The organism is Tellurirhabdus bombi, from assembly GCF_021484805.1.
Lineage (GTDB): Bacteria > Bacteroidota > Bacteroidia > Cytophagales > Spirosomataceae > Tellurirhabdus > Tellurirhabdus bombi.
Genome location: NZ_CP090557.1, coordinates 4,122,910 through 4,139,047, shown reverse-complemented (window position 1 = coordinate 4,139,047; position 16,138 = coordinate 4,122,910). Strand labels below are relative to the sequence as shown.

Sequence of the window (16,138 nt, the reverse complement as noted above, 5' to 3'; positions counted from 1 at the left end):
GGCAGATCAGACGCCTTTTTGCTTATTTCAGAAGGCACTTTGCCGCTTCGAAAACAAATCTGTTTGGAACCTTGCCCCAAGGTATTTTATCTTAAAGCCTCAATTCAGAAGTTAGTTAATTGCAGACCCAGTATGAATGTCTTAATTGTTGAAGATGAAGAGTTGGCAGCCCGTCGATTAACCAAGATGCTGGCGGAGATCGATCCGCAGGTACGGGTGGTGCATACGGTTCCAAGTGTGGAAACGGCAGTTGCCTACCTGCAAACTCAACCAGAACTGGATTTGATTTTTATGGATATTGAACTGGCTGATGGACAAAGCTTCGAGATCTTTGAACAAACGCCGGTTACTACACTCGTGGTCTTCACAACTTCCTACGACGAATACGCCATCAAAGCCTTCAAGGTCAATAGCATTGATTACCTGCTCAAGCCCATCAAGCAACCCGAACTGGCGGCGAGTTTGCAGAAACACCACCAGCTCAATCGCAAGCCGGAAGCCGCGCCGGTGCAGGTTGTGGCCATTGATGCCCTGGTGAACCAACTGCGTCAGCAGACGCAGCTGCCGGAATACCGCCGTCGCTTTTTAGTTCGGCATCTCACGCAGTGGCTGCCCATTGAAGTGAGCGAAATCGCGTATTTCCAGGCGGACGAAGGCGTAACGTTGTTTCGCACGCTTACGGGGCAAAAATACAACATCGATTATAAGCTTGATGAGCTGGAAGCCATGCTCGACCCCGCCTTGTTCTTTCGGGCCAACCGACAGTTTCTAACCAATATCAATTCCATTCAGCAGATCCATTCTTATTTTAATCACAAGCTCAAATTAACGCTGCAACCGGCTCCGTCAGGCGAAGTATTGGTCAGCCGGGAGCGGGCCACCGAGTTTAAGAAGTGGATGGGGAAATAGCCCGTCCTTTTCGGCCACAAGGCTGTAATTTCGGCTTATTAGTCCGGCGGAAAGTTGCGAAAATAATCGTCCTAAAAATGTAGGAAATAGCTTTATCCTCGGATTGTTTTCAAAGGTAGAATGCGTCTTGATAAAATACTTATTTTTGACGCTACATTCACCGAAATGGAAACCCCAACGATGAGAACTATTTTAATGTTTATTTCCGGAGTAACGTTTACTCTGGCTGCCTGCGGGCAAACGTCTTCTGAAAAAACAAATGCGCTTAAGGGTGATGGGGCCCCGGTAGAAACCAAAAAGCCCAACTCAGACTATAAATCGGCATTTCCCGGTCAGACAAGAGTGGCGGGTGTAAAAACAAGCACCGCTTACGAAGGCAAAGTACTGACCAGTGACCTGAAAAGTCCTTGGGGTTTAACCAGCCTTCCCGATGGCCGACTCATCATCACCGAGAAAAAAGGCACGATGCGCATCGCAACGGCAGCAGGGAAATTGAGTGAGCCAATCACGGGCATACCCGCCGTCAATTCCGATGGACAGGGCGGCCTTCTGGGGATTCGGGTCGATCCCGCGTTTGAGCAAAATCGCATGATCTATTGGGTGTTTTCAGAAGCCCTTCCCGAAGGAAATCTGACGGCTGTGGCCAAAGGAAAGCTTTCTGCCGACGAGAAGAAGATTGAAGGTGCTACCGTGATTTACCAGGCTACTCCGGCTTACAAAGGGACACTGCACTACGGCGGACGAATCCTCTTCGACAAAGCTGGAAATCTGGTGATCAGTACCGGAGAGCGTTCTGATAAAGTAACCAGACCCCAAGCGCAGGAACTAAATTCCAGTCTGGGAAAAGTAATTCGGATTACCAAGGAAGGTAAACCCGTAGCTGGAAATCCGTTTGAAGGCAAAGCCAACGCTAAACCAGAACTGTATTCATACGGTCACCGGAATGTGCAGGGACTCGCTTTTCATCCAGTAACGGGCGACCTGTGGGAACATGAATTTGGTCCAAGAGGTGGCGATGAACTCAACCGGATTGAGCCAGGCAAGAACTACGGATGGCCTACCATTACGTATGGTATAGAATACAGCGGCGACAAAGTAGGCACGGCCATTCAGCAAAAAGAAGGCCTTGAGCAACCTGTTTATTATTGGGACCCGGTTGTCTCACCAAGCGGAATGACGTTCTACAGCGGGGATAGAATTCCGGAATGGAAAAACAACCTGTTCATTGGTGGCCTTAGTGGGATGCACATTGTGCGGCTAGTGATCGAAAACAATAAGGTAGTCGGTGAAGAGCGCTTACTGGCCGATCAGTACCAGCGTTTCCGGGATGTTACGCAGGGCAAAGATGGCGCCTTATACGCCATTACAGACCAGGGTAGATTATACCGAATTGACAAAAAATAAGGCCTGATTTTCAGCGTTCTCAATGCCGCTTCTGAAAAAGAGAAAACCTAACCTTTAGTTCTCGGTTCTACTTCATCGTTAGTGGAAGGTACTATGAAAGATTCGCTTGACGCCATTTCGCTGCTGGCTATTTTTGAAAAATCGGCCAATTCTTTAGTGATTAAGGCGGACCCGCCCCGTTTTACGATCTTAGCCGTGAGCGATAAATACCTTGAAATTTCGCGGACTAAACGGGAGGATATTATCGGTAAAGGCGTATTTGAAGTTTTCCCTGACAACGAAAGTGACCCAAGTGGTGCATTGAGTGCCTATAAGGCATTCATGAGCGTTATTGAGACAAAAAAACAAGTCGATTTACCCGTTTATAAGTACGATATTCTGGTGCCTGAAACTGGCCTGTTAACGCCGTTTTACTGGTCAAACACCAATGTGCCTATTTTAGGTGGTGATGGACAGGTCGCTTTTATTCTGAACACGACAGCGGATATTACGGATAAAGTCCTGCTTCAGCAGAAAGAGGAGTTGGGTAGAAAGGAACTTGCGCGCTATCAGCAGCGTCTTAATGAACTATTTACCCAAGCGCCCGTTGCTGTTGCTACTTTGATAGGCCCTGAACACGTTGTTGAAGTTGCCAATGAACGCATCCTTGAAATTTGGGGTAAGAAGTCCGAGGATGTGCTGAATAAGCCAATTTTCGAAGGGCTACACGAAGCGAAAGGGCAGGGGCTGGAAGAGTTGTTGACCCGTGTGTATCATACGGGTCAACGATTCGTGGCCTATGACCGGCCCATTACCTTACCACGTAACGGACAGTTAGAGGAAAGGTACGTCGACTTTTTGTATGAACCCCTTCGGGAAGCAGGCGGAACAGTTACGGGCATCAGTGTGGTTGCGATTGATGTTACCGATCAAGTGCATGCCCGGAAGAAAATCGAAGAAAGCCAGGAGCGCCTTAATCTTATTTTAGAAGCGTCTGGCCTGGGGAACTGGGATTTTGATATAGTTCACAAGCGCAGTACGCGTTCGCTGCGTCATGATCAGATTTTTGGCTACGAAAGCCTTCAGCCGAATTGGATACATACAGACTCATTTAACCAGATCTATCTGCCGGATCAGCCAAGAGCCCGTCAGGAATTTGAAAGAGCCTTTAAAACAGGTTCCTTACAGCTGGAAGTGCGAATTGTCTGGCCGGATCAAACGCTACACTGGATCAAAATTTACGGTAAAATCTTCTTTGACCAGCAGCAGAACCCAATCCGGATTGTCGGCACCGTGGCTGATATTGATTTAGAGAAAAAGCAGGCAGAACACCTGGAAGAGCAGGTTACCCAGCGTACCCTTGAGTTGAGTCAGGCCGTTCAGAACCTGCAACGCTCCAACACAAACCTGGAGCAATTCGCCTACGTAGCTTCCCATGACTTGCAGGAACCGCTGCGTAAAATTCAGTCTTTCAGTAATATTCTAGAAAGCCAATACACGGCTGAGTTGAGCGCAGACGTGGTGAGTTTGATCAAGCGGATGGCTTCGGCAGCAGAGCGAATGTCAGGTCTGATACGGGATCTGCTAACCTATTCCCGACTCACGACCCATCAACAGGCTTTTGTGCCTATTTCTTTGGGAGCATTGATCCATCAAGTGCTGGAAAATCTGGAAGTGCAGATTTATCACGAAAAGGCGCATATGCAGATCGACGATTTGCCCACACTTAACGGGGATGTTTTGCAGTTGAGTCAGCTCTTTCAGAATCTAATTTCCAACGCCATTAAGTTTCACCTTCCTGATGTCGTGCCTCAAATACACATTGGCTACCGTTTGGTTTCGGCTACTGAACTGCCGCAGAACCTAAAACCAGCCAGTCAGGCAACGAGCTTTCATCAAATTAGCGTTGCTGATAACGGTATTGGCTTTGATGAAAAGTATCTGGACCGAATTTTTGAGATTTTTCAACGATTGCACGGACGTTCTAATTTCTCTGGAACGGGTATTGGATTGGCAATCTGTCAAAAAGTGGTTATTAATCACGGTGGAGCCATCACGGCAAGCAGCCAACCGGGAAAAGGAGCGACATTTGTTGTGTATCTGCCCGCATAAAAAGAGCCGGTAACGCGGGAATGGTTCCTCTGTTACCAGCTTGTATATCAATAATTGTTTTGAGTAACAATTCCGGTGTTGCCATTACCAGCTTGCTGAAGCTGAACCAGACCATCGATCCCTGTTTGAATAATGGCTAATTGGTTGGAATTTCCTAGTTGGGCAACCGGAGTGCCCGAGCCACCCAAACCACTCACTTCGTGAAAGCTGCCCGATTGGGTAATGGTTGCAGCGTTGTCGTCGCCATACTGTTCAAGCAGGGTAGTCTGGTAGGTATTGTTCTGAGTAACAGTAATATCATTCCCATTTCCGGTTTGTCTCACGCCTGCCAGGTTACCTCCATCGGGACTATCTCCATTCTGGGCAACGCGGATGGAATTGCTGGCACCAAATTGCTCAATCAGGGTCCGGTTCAAATTATTTTGCACACTCACCTGGACAGAATTGCCTGTTCCGTTCTGAAAAATATCAACCAGATTCTCGTCGCCACGAATGGCAACACCTGTGTTAACCTTATCATTAAAGGTGCCTGATGTATTGCCGAATCCTGATTGAGTAACAAAGAGGTCATTGGAACTGCCTTGTAGGCTAGCCGTAAAGACGTTGTCTTCACCGGATTGGTCTAAGCCGACGTTATTGTCATTCATGTTGCCAAACGCATAAACGCCAACAAGATTCAGATAGCTCCAGTTGTTAACGCCTTGCTGGTTTACGTCAACTTTATTGCCATTTCCAAAAAGATCAGCAGTAGACATATTGTAACTTCCGACCTGGTTCATGGTAACAAGATTATTCTCACTATTGTCAATTCCATCAACCGAAGTTGGCCCCGATAAAAATAGGGAGGAAGCGTTTGAGAAGCCCAACTGGGTTTGGGTAGTCGTATTACCAACACCGCCGGCATATAGAAAACTGTAATTGGCCCCCATCGCGGTTGGGTCAGGCGAAGATGGTGCCTGCATGATGGTACTTACATTTTGAAATCCAACCTGGGTAGCATGAGCCGAGTTTCCATAACCATGCTGATCAAGAGTTAAGCGATTGGTCTGGGCAGTCGCTGCGGTGGCCATCATAAAGAAAAGGAAACCCGAAAGATAAATTCTTCTCATAAAACGTCGTAGTGCTGTGAATAGATGATGAGACAATTGCTATCAGCTTTAAGAAAATGCAAAAGATAAATTTTTATTAAGTCTGATTATGCTCTATCTGTAAAGCTGGCTCAATATAGAAAATATTTATACAGACAATATTATATAGGTTATTCCGTCGTGGCATTCCGATTAAATGGGCTTACTTTTATATATTAATGTCTGATAAATAAAAGATTATTATTAGAATAGTTAAAAAATGTTCAATTCTAAGATTGGTTTTTCTTGAAATGATGATCAAAAAAATAGGCAAGCTTTTGGGCTTGCCTAAGAATAATCAAGAGCTAATGTGGCTATTTTTTTACCGCTAACTGAGGGCGCATGCTAAGTGGCTTTTTCAAAATATACTGCGCTACCAGCGGATAATGATCAGAGAAAGTAATGCTCGGCATGGTCTGGCATGATTTTACCTGCCAGTCAGCACTAAAAAATTGCTGGTCAATACGGGCACAATAGGGGTGGCGATTAAGCGTAAAACCAAGCCCTTCACCCGCCTCTTCGAACGCATTTCGGAAACTCAGACTGAGTTTGCCGTACGAGTAGCTAAAAGGAATTTCGTTGAAATCGCCACAGATAATCACGGGATATCGACTCCCAGCTACATATGATTCTACTTCTTTAACTTGTTCGTCCCGCTTCTCAAAGCCTTCTTTCAAGCGTTTGAACGTATCAAGTATTTCAAAGGTAAAAAGATTGAAATCTTCATCTTTCAAGGCATCAATCGCTTGGTTAATGCGTACGCCCATAGACCACAAATGAACATTAACAACCCGAACAGTATCTAGACCATAGGCAATATCAGCGCACAAAAAGCCATTAATATCGGGTCCGTTATCACGAGCCCAGATGCGCCCATATTGATTAACAATTGGATAACGAGAAAAAAGGGCTAAGCCAATTTCTCTATCTGCGTCAAAGCAGGATAATTTAGCTAGCTTATCAGTGTATTGATTTTCAATTTCTTTGTTAGGGGAGTATTCTTGAAAGCAGGCGATGTCAGCTTTTAAATCAGCAAAATTTACATCGTGAGTAGGGTTTTCAAAACATTCACTATTAAAACTTAATACTTTTAAGGCGGGCGCTGTAATCAAATCAGCAGTTCCATTACCGGTTCCAAATATTCGTTTTGCGACAGGTAAAGTAAATAGCACCCAAACAATTCCCGCTGTAGCAATAACCTTTTGCTTTTTATAAAATAGGTATATACAAGCTACAAAGCCTACTACTGTCGCTACTGGTAAACTCATCATCACAAAGCCCGTTACCCAATGACTAAAAACGGGATGGTAAGAGAACGCTACCGTAATAAATAAATAAATAAGGGCAGAATAAGAGTATGGAAACTGACGGTATTTACGAAGGACTAATTGGCTGTATTTAATTAATATACTGCTTGAAAGCTTTAAAAACTCCCCTAGAGCTATAATTAGTTGTTTAAAGTTCATCTATTTATAATTTGGTGAGTTACTTTTTAATCAATATACAACTAGCTATCAATAAAGAGGCTATTTTACTTCAAAGCTACCATTGCCAATATTAAAGCCTTCGGTGTATAGCTCAATTGTATATTTGCCTGGTTTATAGTCAAGGTTTCTACGATAAATAACGTCTACCTTTTGATCATTGTTTTCAAAGTAAACCGGTTGCCTTGCGCTATAACCAATTTCATCTCCATTAAAATAAAGGGTTCCGCCAACACCGTTTTCACTCAAAACGCTACCATTGGGGTCTAAAATACGAACATAAATATCCTTATTGTTTTTGTAAGCAACTGGATTGGAAGGCATAATAAAGGATATTTTCAGCCGATCAATGCGTGAAGCTTTATAAGAACCGCCGCTACGTTCTTTGCCTTTGGAAGACAAGGCTGCTGTTTGTATATTTATGGCCTTCATTGCCGAAGCGAGTGTGACTTTATATTTCAAGTCATCATTCTGAACCGTGTAATCAGCAACAGTTTTTCTAAGGGCTTCTTTCTCCGATTTAAGATCTGTTATCTCATTAATAGCGATTTTCTTTTCTTCTTCCAGAAGACGCGCTTTGCTTAATAAAGAGCCATTCTCTTCTTTAATTTTACGTATATCTTCCGTTTTAGATACTAGAAAATTTTCATAGTCTTTGATTTTATTTTCGTATTTTTTTACTGAAAAATCAAAGTCATATTTAAATCGTTCTTTATCTCTTTCCAATTGCGATTTGATATTCTCTAATTCCGCAATACTGCCCCCCAATTGACGAACTTCTATTATCTTTTCATCCAAAACTTTAGAGATCGAGTCCAATTTTGTTTGAGTGCTGGAAAGCTCTTCAACTTTTGTAGTTAGTGATTTTTGCAGCTCAATGGTCTCATTTCTGGAGCCTAGAAATAAGTAGCTCAGAAGGGATAAAACGCCAACCAAAACGCCTATTGTAACTTTAACTATATCCTGATTTGAACTGGTGCTTTGACTTGTAACTTCCATAATGAGAATGCATCACTGAAGGTACAAAGAACGAGAAGTGAACTTAAGGGGGACTTAAACTGACTTTAAATTTACCTTAAAATGTGGCGGCGCTAGGAAAGATTAACGTGAAAGTGGTGCCTTTTGTAGTAGAGTTAACACCAATCTCACCCCGGTGAATTTGCGTGATCTGTGAAACGATGGCAAGGCCAACACCGTGCCCTTTACTGGCTTGAGCAGTTGCGTTACTGCGGTAGAAAGGTTGAAAAATGAGCGCTAAATCAGCCTTTGGAATCTGGGGGCCCTCATTAAAGATGGAGGTCCGAATTTTGCTCTTCGAGGCAGAAAAGTCAATAATAGCTGTTTTGCGAGGGGAAAACTTGCAGGCATTATCCAACAAGTTCATGAAGAGGACTTTGAGCGAAGCTGGATTGCCCTGGATCAGAAGTGCTTCTTCATCTTCTGGAAAATCGCTGAAATTTATCTCGATCCGGTAATCTTCGTGCCACTTTTGCAACTGCATTTTGGTCTCCCAAAGCAGCTCATCCATTCGAACCGGCTCTAATTTCAGGTGGGAGGAATTGGCTGCCGTGTTTGCTAAGTCCAGCAGCGTATTGGTCAGTTGGATTAGTGTATGCGTATCTTCCTGTAGCGAGTGAAGGCTTTTTTGATAAGCTTCCGGGCTTCGTTTTTGAATAAGAGCAACGTCTATTTGTGAATAAATTTTGGTGAGGGGGTTTTTTAATTCGTGTGAGATGTTCGCAATAAATATCTTTTGGGTCGTTAATGCCTGTTCAATTCGATCTAGCAACTGGTTAAAGGTAGCTACTAATAAACCAATTTCATCGGAGCGATTAGGATGCTCAACCCGTTTTTCTACATTAACCGGTGAGATAGCGTTCACCTGGTGAATAATGGTAGACATAGGTGCCAACGCACGACCTGCAAAAAACCAACCCGAAATTCCCAGTAAAAGGATTCCGGCACCGACCATGACAATCAAGATCTTTTTTAAATCGTCAAGCGCATCCTTACCTGTTTGATCAATACCGCTGACAATGACCCAATTACTTTCCCCTTTATTGGGCAAATGGATGGCCAGAATTTGGTATTCTCCAAAGTGAATATAAGTGGTTTCTTTCCCCGCAGTCAATTGAGGGATGAATTGTTCATGAAAGCGAGAATTAGCAGGATTCGTGGAGAAGATTATTTTTTTTGATGTATCGTTATAAATAGATATTTTTTCGTTGCTAAGTGGATCGTTGTTTGATAAATCAACTAATTTCAAAACGGCTGAATTCGTTGCTTTTAAATCAAAAAGTAGCGCAGTTGTAGTGAGAGCACGGTCTTGAAGGCGCTTGAAAAAACGTTTTTCAAGATACAATTTACTGAAAAAATAAACCCCTACTGAAAAAAATAATAAAATGGCCGTAACTAAAATTACAAATTGGTAAGTGAGCCTTGTACGGATATTTATCATCACGAGATTATTTTCATAACGTACCCCATACCAATTTGAGTATGAAGCAATTTAGGGTTAAAATCTTTGTCTATTTTTTTTCGTAAAAAGTTAACGTAAACCTCAATCACATTGGTGCCTGTATCAAAAGTAACATCCCATATTTTTTCAGCTAATTCAGCTTTGGAGATTACACGGCCTTGGTTGCGCAAAAAGTATTCAAGTAAGCCAAATTCTTTCGCCGTTAATGTAATTTCTTTACCCCCGCGAATCACTGTTTTTGTATCTGGATTTAATTCAAGGTCCGCAATTTTTAAAACATTTTCAGTTTGAATCAAACCTGTATTACGGCGCGTTAACGCGCGCACACGGGCCATCAATTCTCTAAATTCAAAAGGTTTTACTAGATAATCATCTGCACCTGAATCAAGACCCGCAATTTTATCGTCAAGCGTTCCAAGAGCCGTTAACAACAAAATAGGAGAAGAAATATGGGCAGCACGCAACTTCTGGCAAAGTTCAAGCCCATTAATTCCTGGTAAAATTATATCTGAAATGATTAGTGAATAAGAGTATCGGTTGGCGAGCTGAAAGCCCATTTGCCCATCATAGGCTATATCTACCTCCCATTGATGTTCTTCTAATCCCTGTCGAATAAGTTGGACAGTTTTTACTTCATCTTCAATAACTAATATTTTCATAACGAACGACTTTCCTCTGCGCCAAAAATAGGGGATTTACAGCGATTAAGTATGCTAAAGTAGTCTATGGCTACTGATCTCTAATGAATCGAATGAGGCGAAGGGCGCGATAACCAGAAAGTAAGTACCGGTATCTTAGTAGTATACATTCGATAACCAACATCGGTTCCTTCAGCGATTTGATAGCGATTTCACGGGCACACGATAGGGATAAATCTAGCTATGTCGCTTTTATTCAATACGGACCGAACGCCCAATTATACTTTTGCCCTCGGTTATAATTTTGTTTAATCTCACCATTTTCAATCAAATGCGTACTTTATTGATTGGCATTCTTTCCTTAGGGATGCTTTTTGTAATTTCTAGTTGCGATGACCACCGGGAAGTTCCCGCTCCGGGGCAATTGCAAGTGACTGATTTTGCGTCTGGACTGCGTTCTCCGCTTGGAATTACCTTTGATAACAAAGGGCAGGCATGGGTTACAGAAATTGGCGATCCGCAGGTAGGTGGCCGGGTTTCGCTGATAACACCCGACGGGCAACGACATACGGCAATCACTGGATTTAATGCGATCATTGATCCGGCAGAGGGGCCTTCGGGGTTAAATCATTTAGCGTACAAAGATGGCTTTCTGTATATTTTGCATCGCGTTGATAGAAAGCTGTTTAAGGTTAATATTGCTTCATTTAAGCCCGGAGATCAGCCGTTGAATGCAGCACAACTGGAAAGTATTGATATTGGCGCTTATGTGCTCAAGTACCCCTTTACGGAAGATACCAACGATTCGAATCCGTATAACCTTACCTTTGGAACCGACGGAAATAGCTACGTAGCAGATGCCGCTGCCAACGCCATCCTTAAAATAACGCCGTCGGGCAACGTTAGCGTATTTGCCACCATTCCGGGCATTCAGAATCCTACGCCGGTTGGGCCACCAACCATCGAAGCCGTACCAACCGGAATTGTGTTTGATGGCCAAAAATTTCTGGTAACAACCCTGCTAGGTTTTCCTTTCCCGGCTGGTAAAGCGCGCATTTATCAGGTGGATATGGCCGGAAAGGTCTCTCTGTACAAAGAAGGATTTACGAGTCTGGTTGACATTATTCTTGGGTCTGATAAAAATCCGCTTGTTCTTGAATTGGCTGACTTTGGCCAAGGGTTTACTCCAAACACGGGCCGTGTTGTTCGGTCAGCAGGTGGACAAAACACGCCATTGCTAACCGATTTGAACATGCCTACGGCGATTGAACAAACTGCTAAAAAAACCTACTTTGTGGTTAGTATGGGCGACGGGAAAATCAAGAAAGTAACTTACTAAGTGACTCTAAGTTTCTTACCCACAAAGCCCCGTCAATAACTTGGCGGGGCTTTGTGGGTAAGAAACTAAAGTTCTATACAATTACGAAAGTCTTGCAGGGCGGTGTGGCATCTGGAAATACTGCTCCTGGTTCATCCACTGCACACGGGGCACATTGCCCGTAAATTCCTTAAAATCCCGGATGAAATGAGCCTGGTCCGCGTAGCCAAATCGATAACTGACATCCGCCCAGTGCGGTACCGTCTTGGTCTGGCTAATGTATTCGTAGGCACTTCGGAAGCGGATGATCCGGAGATACGTTTTGGGTGAGGGACCAAAATTAGCTTTAAAACTTCGCTGTAGCTGGCGTTCGCTGATGGACAAATGCTCACTCAGGTCCTCAATGGAAAGCCTGCCCTGAGAGTGCCGAATAAGCTTGGTCGCATCGTATAAGTAACTCCGCTCCGAAGGTACATTTTGTAACTGAGCGTGGAGAAAACGTTCGGCAATCTGGACAACGGTAGGTGTATCAGGAATACCCTGGAGTTGATCTATTAAACGAATAATTTTCTTACCTAAGAAAATGTCCAGATCGGTGAAATCGCCAAAAAGCGGAGCGGCGGGGCTTTTGAACAATTGAAGAAGGCCTTCGGGTTTGAGTCGAATGCCGAACAGTCTTGAAGTGCCAACTGATTTCCACTGATAAATATTCCGACAGATACCAACCAGAAAAGCGTGGGGAAGCTGCTGCCAGTTCCCATTATTAATTACGTGGCACCGGTTATCATCCAGATGAATAATGATTTCTAGCATTCCGTAGGGCAGACAACACTGCACGGGCGATTCATCCTGGCTATTTCCCCGAAAGGACTGAAGCCAATAACAGTCAACAAAAGGTTTTAGCGCTACCGAAGGAGTCAATTCCTGGTAGTTTATGAGAAGAGACGACGGATTCATTAGCTGTTGTTAGGGGCATTTTGGGTTGAATTTAACCCCAAAACTAGCCATGACCTTCGCCGGTCATTGAAAAAAACCGACATTTTCGTGAACGGTCAATTGGTTAGCCATTTTCTGCGATTGGAAACAGAAAACTTATTACCAGCGAGTTATAAGGGCCCGAAGCCAGACCGTTCTTTTGCCGTGTTGAGGGCATTTCAACTAGTTAAGCGTATGACCCAGCGTATATTTGGTCACCACTTCTGGTTGAATTTCCTGATCCAGTTGCGCCCGCCGTTGCGTTGCTTTTGCTTGTAACATCAACACTGGAATCCGGTACAGATATGGATGAGCTTTTAATTCGCGTAATAAATCCAGGCTCTCGGCACAGGCTTCTACCAAAATCATGCGCGGTAACAACTCAGTCGGGAGAGCTAATAATTCCGTGAGTAGACTCTGTTTGAGGCGCCGCACGGTTATTTGCGTATTTGGGTAAATAAGCTGAAGGTTCTGGCTAATCTCGGGAACTAGCTTCTCCTTACGTTCAGAGAGAACAAGAATGTTTTTCATAGAGGAAGATCAAAGGGTAACTACATATATCCCATAAACTGGCCATGGTTTTGTCTGTTTTCAGACAAAACCACAATATGAGGGAACGGCCCGCTTTCTTGTCTAATGGCCCAGAGGGGCTTTTTTGCCCGTTGTTTTTAGGGATTATCAACTACGCATTCACGCATTAAGTATACTGGACATTGATACACAACTTACGCCCAGCAACTTGACCCGTAAGCGAACTGAAAACCGAACAAGAAGCGCATTTGGCTCCAAGAAAAGGAGTTTGAAGCCGAGCAGAATCGGTGTCGGCTGGCACACAAAGAAAAGGCCAGAACCGAGCATCATTACGCTCAATCCTGGCCGCACTCACTAGCGTCTTAGCAACTTTCCCCTTCAAACGGTACAACGATTTGAAGGTTGCCCATCTGGGCGAAAAGGCTTTATTGTTTGTCTTGTAAGGAATCCGGTTTAGCTGCTTGCGTCTCTTCTTTGCGTTTTGCCTCTTCTTTGGCGCGTTTCCGGAAATAGCCCCGGAACAAGAAATTATGCTTTAAGGCTTCCAGATTTTCATCCAGTTTTACACTACCACTGTTAAGGTTTCGCAGTGTACCTTTGAGGTTTTTGGCCGCTTCTTCGTCGTTCAGTAGCGTTCCCAGTGTGTTGTTGTTAGACGTAAGTTTCGTACTGGCTTGCTCGAGGTTATTGGCCGTAGCGGTAGCAGCCATCGAAGCTTTTTCAAACTGAGCAGCCGAGGAGCGTAACCGGTAGAATACGGCAGTATCGGTAACAAGGTCGTTGGCCAGGGCCCCTTTGTTATTTAGTTTTTTGGCGTAGTTGGAAAGCGAGCTGGAAACCTGGGCCGTATTTTGGGAAGCAAGCTTTAGATTACTGACGGTCGAGCGAAAATTGTCGGCCAGTAGTGAATCAGTCAGAACGGCCCCAACCGTTCCTTTTCCCTGTTTGATTTTACCGATCAGTTCCTTGAAATCCTTCGTAACCCGAAGCAAATTCTGGTTATTTTCCTGTAAGGTTTCCAGCATTTCATCGGAGCTCAGGGCGGGGCGTGATGCAAGGCGGTCGCCTTCTTCAACCTGTTCAACGGAAGTAGTGCCTCCAAAAATGACCACGATTTTATTACCAATCAAGCCTTCCGAGCTGATCGTAGCCAGTGAGTTTTTTCGGATATAATGCTGAGCTTTGGTTTCAATGCTCATTTGCACATCAACCTGGGAGTTTCCGACAAAGCTCATTTTTTTGACGGTTCCAATTTTAACCCCTGAAAACCAGACGTTATTACCAACCTTGAGGCCACCAACGTCATTAAATACAGCATCAATCCGAATGGTGCTTGTGAAGCGCTTTTGCTGTCCTCCCAAAACCAGGATACCTGTGACGAAAATCACGATACCAAGTAAGACGAATATTCCGACGATGACGGAACGTTTGTTATTTTCTCCACTCATTTTCGTTTTAGTTTTTAGGTTCGCGTTGCTGTGGCTCTGGTTCGCATTGATTGAATTTCGCCAGAAACCCGCACCTGCTTAGTTCATAAAGTTGTAATCATAAAAAGCTTTAACCCGCTCATCTTCCGCTTCGGTAAACACATCTTCAAACGTTCCCTGTCGCTGGAATTTCCCGTCCAGCAACATGGCTACGCGGTCACCGACGGATTTCGCGCACGTTAGGTCATGCGTGATTACAATCGACGACGCATGGTGTTTTTCCTGAACCTCGTTGATCAGGTTATTAATTTCGATGGATGTAATGGGGTCAAGTCCTGCTGTTGGCTCATCGTAGAGCATAATATCAGGTTTCAGAATCAGCGTCCGGGCGATGCCAATGCGTTTGCGCTGGCCACCCGATAATTCAGAAGGCATTTGATTGATCGTCTGGGACAGACCAACGTCTTCCAGGGCTTCTTCTACGGCCTGGTCAATATCGCTGCGGCTTAGGTTGCGGACATTTCGGACCAGCGGGAATTCCAGGTTTTCCCGGATAGTCATACTGTCGTATAAGGCGCTGTTCTGGAACGAAAAACCAATTTTCAGGCGTAGCGCGTCCAGCTCTTTACCCGAAAGTTTATCAACTTGTTTGCCCAGAACGTTAACTGTACCGGCGTCGGGTTTTAGCAAGCCCGCAATAATCTTGATCAATACTGATTTTCCCGTTCCTGAACGACCCAGAACTACGACGTTTTCGCCCTGGTGAACCGTTAAGTCAACGCCCATCAATACATGCAGATCCCCAAACGATTTTTTCAGGTCCCGAATGGCAATAACTTCAACATCTTTATTAATCGGAGTAGCTTTCTTGTTTTCCATGTTTTTAAGTGGCACGTAGGGCGGATACAATCTGTAGGGAGAGTAACTCTTCAATGAAAATCAGAAACATGGAAGTCACAACGGATGCATTGGCTGCTTTTCCCACGCCTTCCGTTCCTTTTGAGGAATTATACCCTTTATAACAACCGACGACACCAATCGTAAAGCCAAACACAAAGGACTTTATGATCGAAGCAAAAACATCCAGGTAGGAAATGGCATTAAAAACCTCTTCTACATACGTAGCGAAGCTGGTCTGTTCATTTAAATTAACGTTGATGTAGGCACCCATCAGTGCCAGAAAAATGGTATAGAGCGTTAGGGTCGGAATCATAAAGGTCGTTGCCAGAATGCGGCTCACAACCAAGAACTTGTAAGGATTCGTGCCCGACACTTCCATCGCGTCAATCTGTTCGGTTACTTTCATGGAACCTAATTCAGCCCCGATGTTGGAACCAACTTTTCCCGAAGCAATCAGGGCCGTGACCAGCGGGGCCAACGCCCGGACAATCGCAATCGAAATCAGGGAAGGAAGCCAGGAGGTAGCGCCAAATTCAGCCAATGAAGGACGCGACTGATTCGTGAAGACAATTCCAGTGATAAAACCCGTTAACGAAATAAGTGGTAGTGATTTATATCCTACCTCATAACATTGTCGGAGAATCTCCCGCCCTTCATAAGGAGGCATAAATACTTCCCTGAAAAACTGGCCGATAAAAGCCGCAACATTGTATAAATCAAGAAATATTTTATCTAACCGGCGAGATACAACCGGTTTTTCAGGAGCAGTATCGCCAGGACTCGTTTTGGAAGAGCTCATTCCCAAGGATGATGGTGTTAGCAAACAACTGTCATTTGAGCAGATGTATCATTATA

At 44.2% G+C, this 16,138-nt stretch carries 14 protein-coding genes; 4 read left to right on the top strand and 10 right to left on the bottom strand.

Translation table 11 applies throughout. The features are described 5' to 3' along the window. Window positions 1-132: 132 nt before the first annotated feature. The 3 genes from L0Y31_RS17480 to L0Y31_RS17470 all read left to right on the top strand — a co-directional run bounded on the left by L0Y31_RS17480 (window position 133) and on the right by L0Y31_RS17470 (window position 4,404). Window positions 133-909 carry a LytR/AlgR family response regulator transcription factor gene (locus L0Y31_RS17480; protein ID WP_234734373.1) on the top strand — a complete coding sequence of 259 codons (777 nt, stop codon included), beginning with the start codon at window positions 133-135 and terminating at the stop codon, window positions 907-909. A gap of 180 nt (window positions 910-1,089) precedes the next feature. Then, on the top strand, window positions 1,090-2,313 hold the full coding sequence (locus tag L0Y31_RS17475; RefSeq protein ID WP_234734372.1) for a PQQ-dependent sugar dehydrogenase: 1,224 nt from the start codon (window positions 1,090-1,092) through the stop codon (window positions 2,311-2,313). 93 nt (window positions 2,314-2,406) lie between these two features. Continuing rightward, window positions 2,407-4,404, top strand: coding sequence for a PAS domain-containing sensor histidine kinase (locus L0Y31_RS17470; RefSeq protein ID WP_234734371.1), 1,998 nt, complete (start codon window positions 2,407-2,409; stop codon window positions 4,402-4,404). A 47-nt stretch (window positions 4,405-4,451) separates the two neighbouring features. On the opposite strand, the gene L0Y31_RS17465 is transcribed toward L0Y31_RS17470, so the two are convergent. The 5 genes from L0Y31_RS17465 to L0Y31_RS17445 all read right to left on the bottom strand — a co-directional run bounded on the left by L0Y31_RS17465 (window position 4,452) and on the right by L0Y31_RS17445 (window position 10,153). Next, on the bottom strand, window positions 4,452-5,513 hold the full coding sequence (locus L0Y31_RS17465; protein WP_234734370.1) for a hypothetical protein: 1,062 nt from the start codon (window positions 5,511-5,513) through the stop codon (window positions 4,452-4,454). A gap of 332 nt (window positions 5,514-5,845) precedes the next feature. Continuing rightward, the gene (locus tag L0Y31_RS17460) at window positions 5,846-6,997 is read right to left on the bottom strand and encodes an endonuclease/exonuclease/phosphatase family protein (RefSeq protein ID WP_234734369.1); all 1,152 of its coding nucleotides are present in this window, start codon (window positions 6,995-6,997) and stop codon (window positions 5,846-5,848) included. A 60-nt stretch (window positions 6,998-7,057) separates the two neighbouring features. Next, window positions 7,058-8,014, bottom strand: coding sequence for a hypothetical protein (locus L0Y31_RS17455; RefSeq protein WP_234734368.1), 957 nt, complete (start codon window positions 8,012-8,014; stop codon window positions 7,058-7,060). A 76-nt stretch (window positions 8,015-8,090) separates the two neighbouring features. Beyond that, window positions 8,091-9,473: a sensor histidine kinase gene (locus tag L0Y31_RS17450; RefSeq protein WP_234734367.1), complete on the bottom strand. Its 1,383-nt coding sequence runs from the start codon at window positions 9,471-9,473 to the stop codon at window positions 8,091-8,093. Further along, entirely contained in the window at window positions 9,473-10,153 is a 681-nt protein-coding gene (locus tag L0Y31_RS17445; protein ID WP_234734366.1) for a response regulator transcription factor, read from the bottom strand. The genes L0Y31_RS17450 and L0Y31_RS17445 overlap by 1 nt, the downstream gene beginning before the upstream one ends. Before the next feature lie 310 nt (window positions 10,154-10,463). On the opposite strand from L0Y31_RS17445, the gene L0Y31_RS17440 reads away from it, so the two are divergent. After that, window positions 10,464-11,471, top strand: coding sequence for a ScyD/ScyE family protein (locus L0Y31_RS17440; RefSeq protein WP_234734365.1), 1,008 nt, complete (start codon window positions 10,464-10,466; stop codon window positions 11,469-11,471). 81 nt (window positions 11,472-11,552) lie between these two features. On the opposite strand, the gene L0Y31_RS17435 is transcribed toward L0Y31_RS17440, so the two are convergent. The 5 genes from L0Y31_RS17435 to L0Y31_RS17415 all read right to left on the bottom strand — a co-directional run bounded on the left by L0Y31_RS17435 (window position 11,553) and on the right by L0Y31_RS17415 (window position 16,082). Then, on the bottom strand, window positions 11,553-12,407 hold the full coding sequence (locus L0Y31_RS17435; RefSeq protein ID WP_234734364.1) for a helix-turn-helix transcriptional regulator: 855 nt from the start codon (window positions 12,405-12,407) through the stop codon (window positions 11,553-11,555). A 201-nt stretch (window positions 12,408-12,608) separates the two neighbouring features. Then, entirely contained in the window at window positions 12,609-12,956 is a 348-nt protein-coding gene (locus L0Y31_RS17430) for a hypothetical protein (RefSeq protein WP_234734363.1), read from the bottom strand. A gap of 425 nt (window positions 12,957-13,381) precedes the next feature. Next, complete coding sequence (locus L0Y31_RS17425) at window positions 13,382-14,404, bottom strand: MlaD family protein (RefSeq protein WP_234734362.1); 1,023 nt, start codon at window positions 14,402-14,404, stop codon at window positions 13,382-13,384. Between the two features lie 78 nt (window positions 14,405-14,482). Beyond that, on the bottom strand, window positions 14,483-15,262 hold the full coding sequence (locus tag L0Y31_RS17420) for an ABC transporter ATP-binding protein (RefSeq protein ID WP_234734361.1): 780 nt from the start codon (window positions 15,260-15,262) through the stop codon (window positions 14,483-14,485). Window positions 15,263-15,266: 4 nt separating this feature from the next. Beyond that, window positions 15,267-16,082, bottom strand: a complete 816-nt coding sequence (locus L0Y31_RS17415; protein WP_234734360.1) for an MlaE family ABC transporter permease — start codon at window positions 16,080-16,082, stop codon at window positions 15,267-15,269. Between the last annotated feature and the right edge of the window lie 56 nt (window positions 16,083-16,138).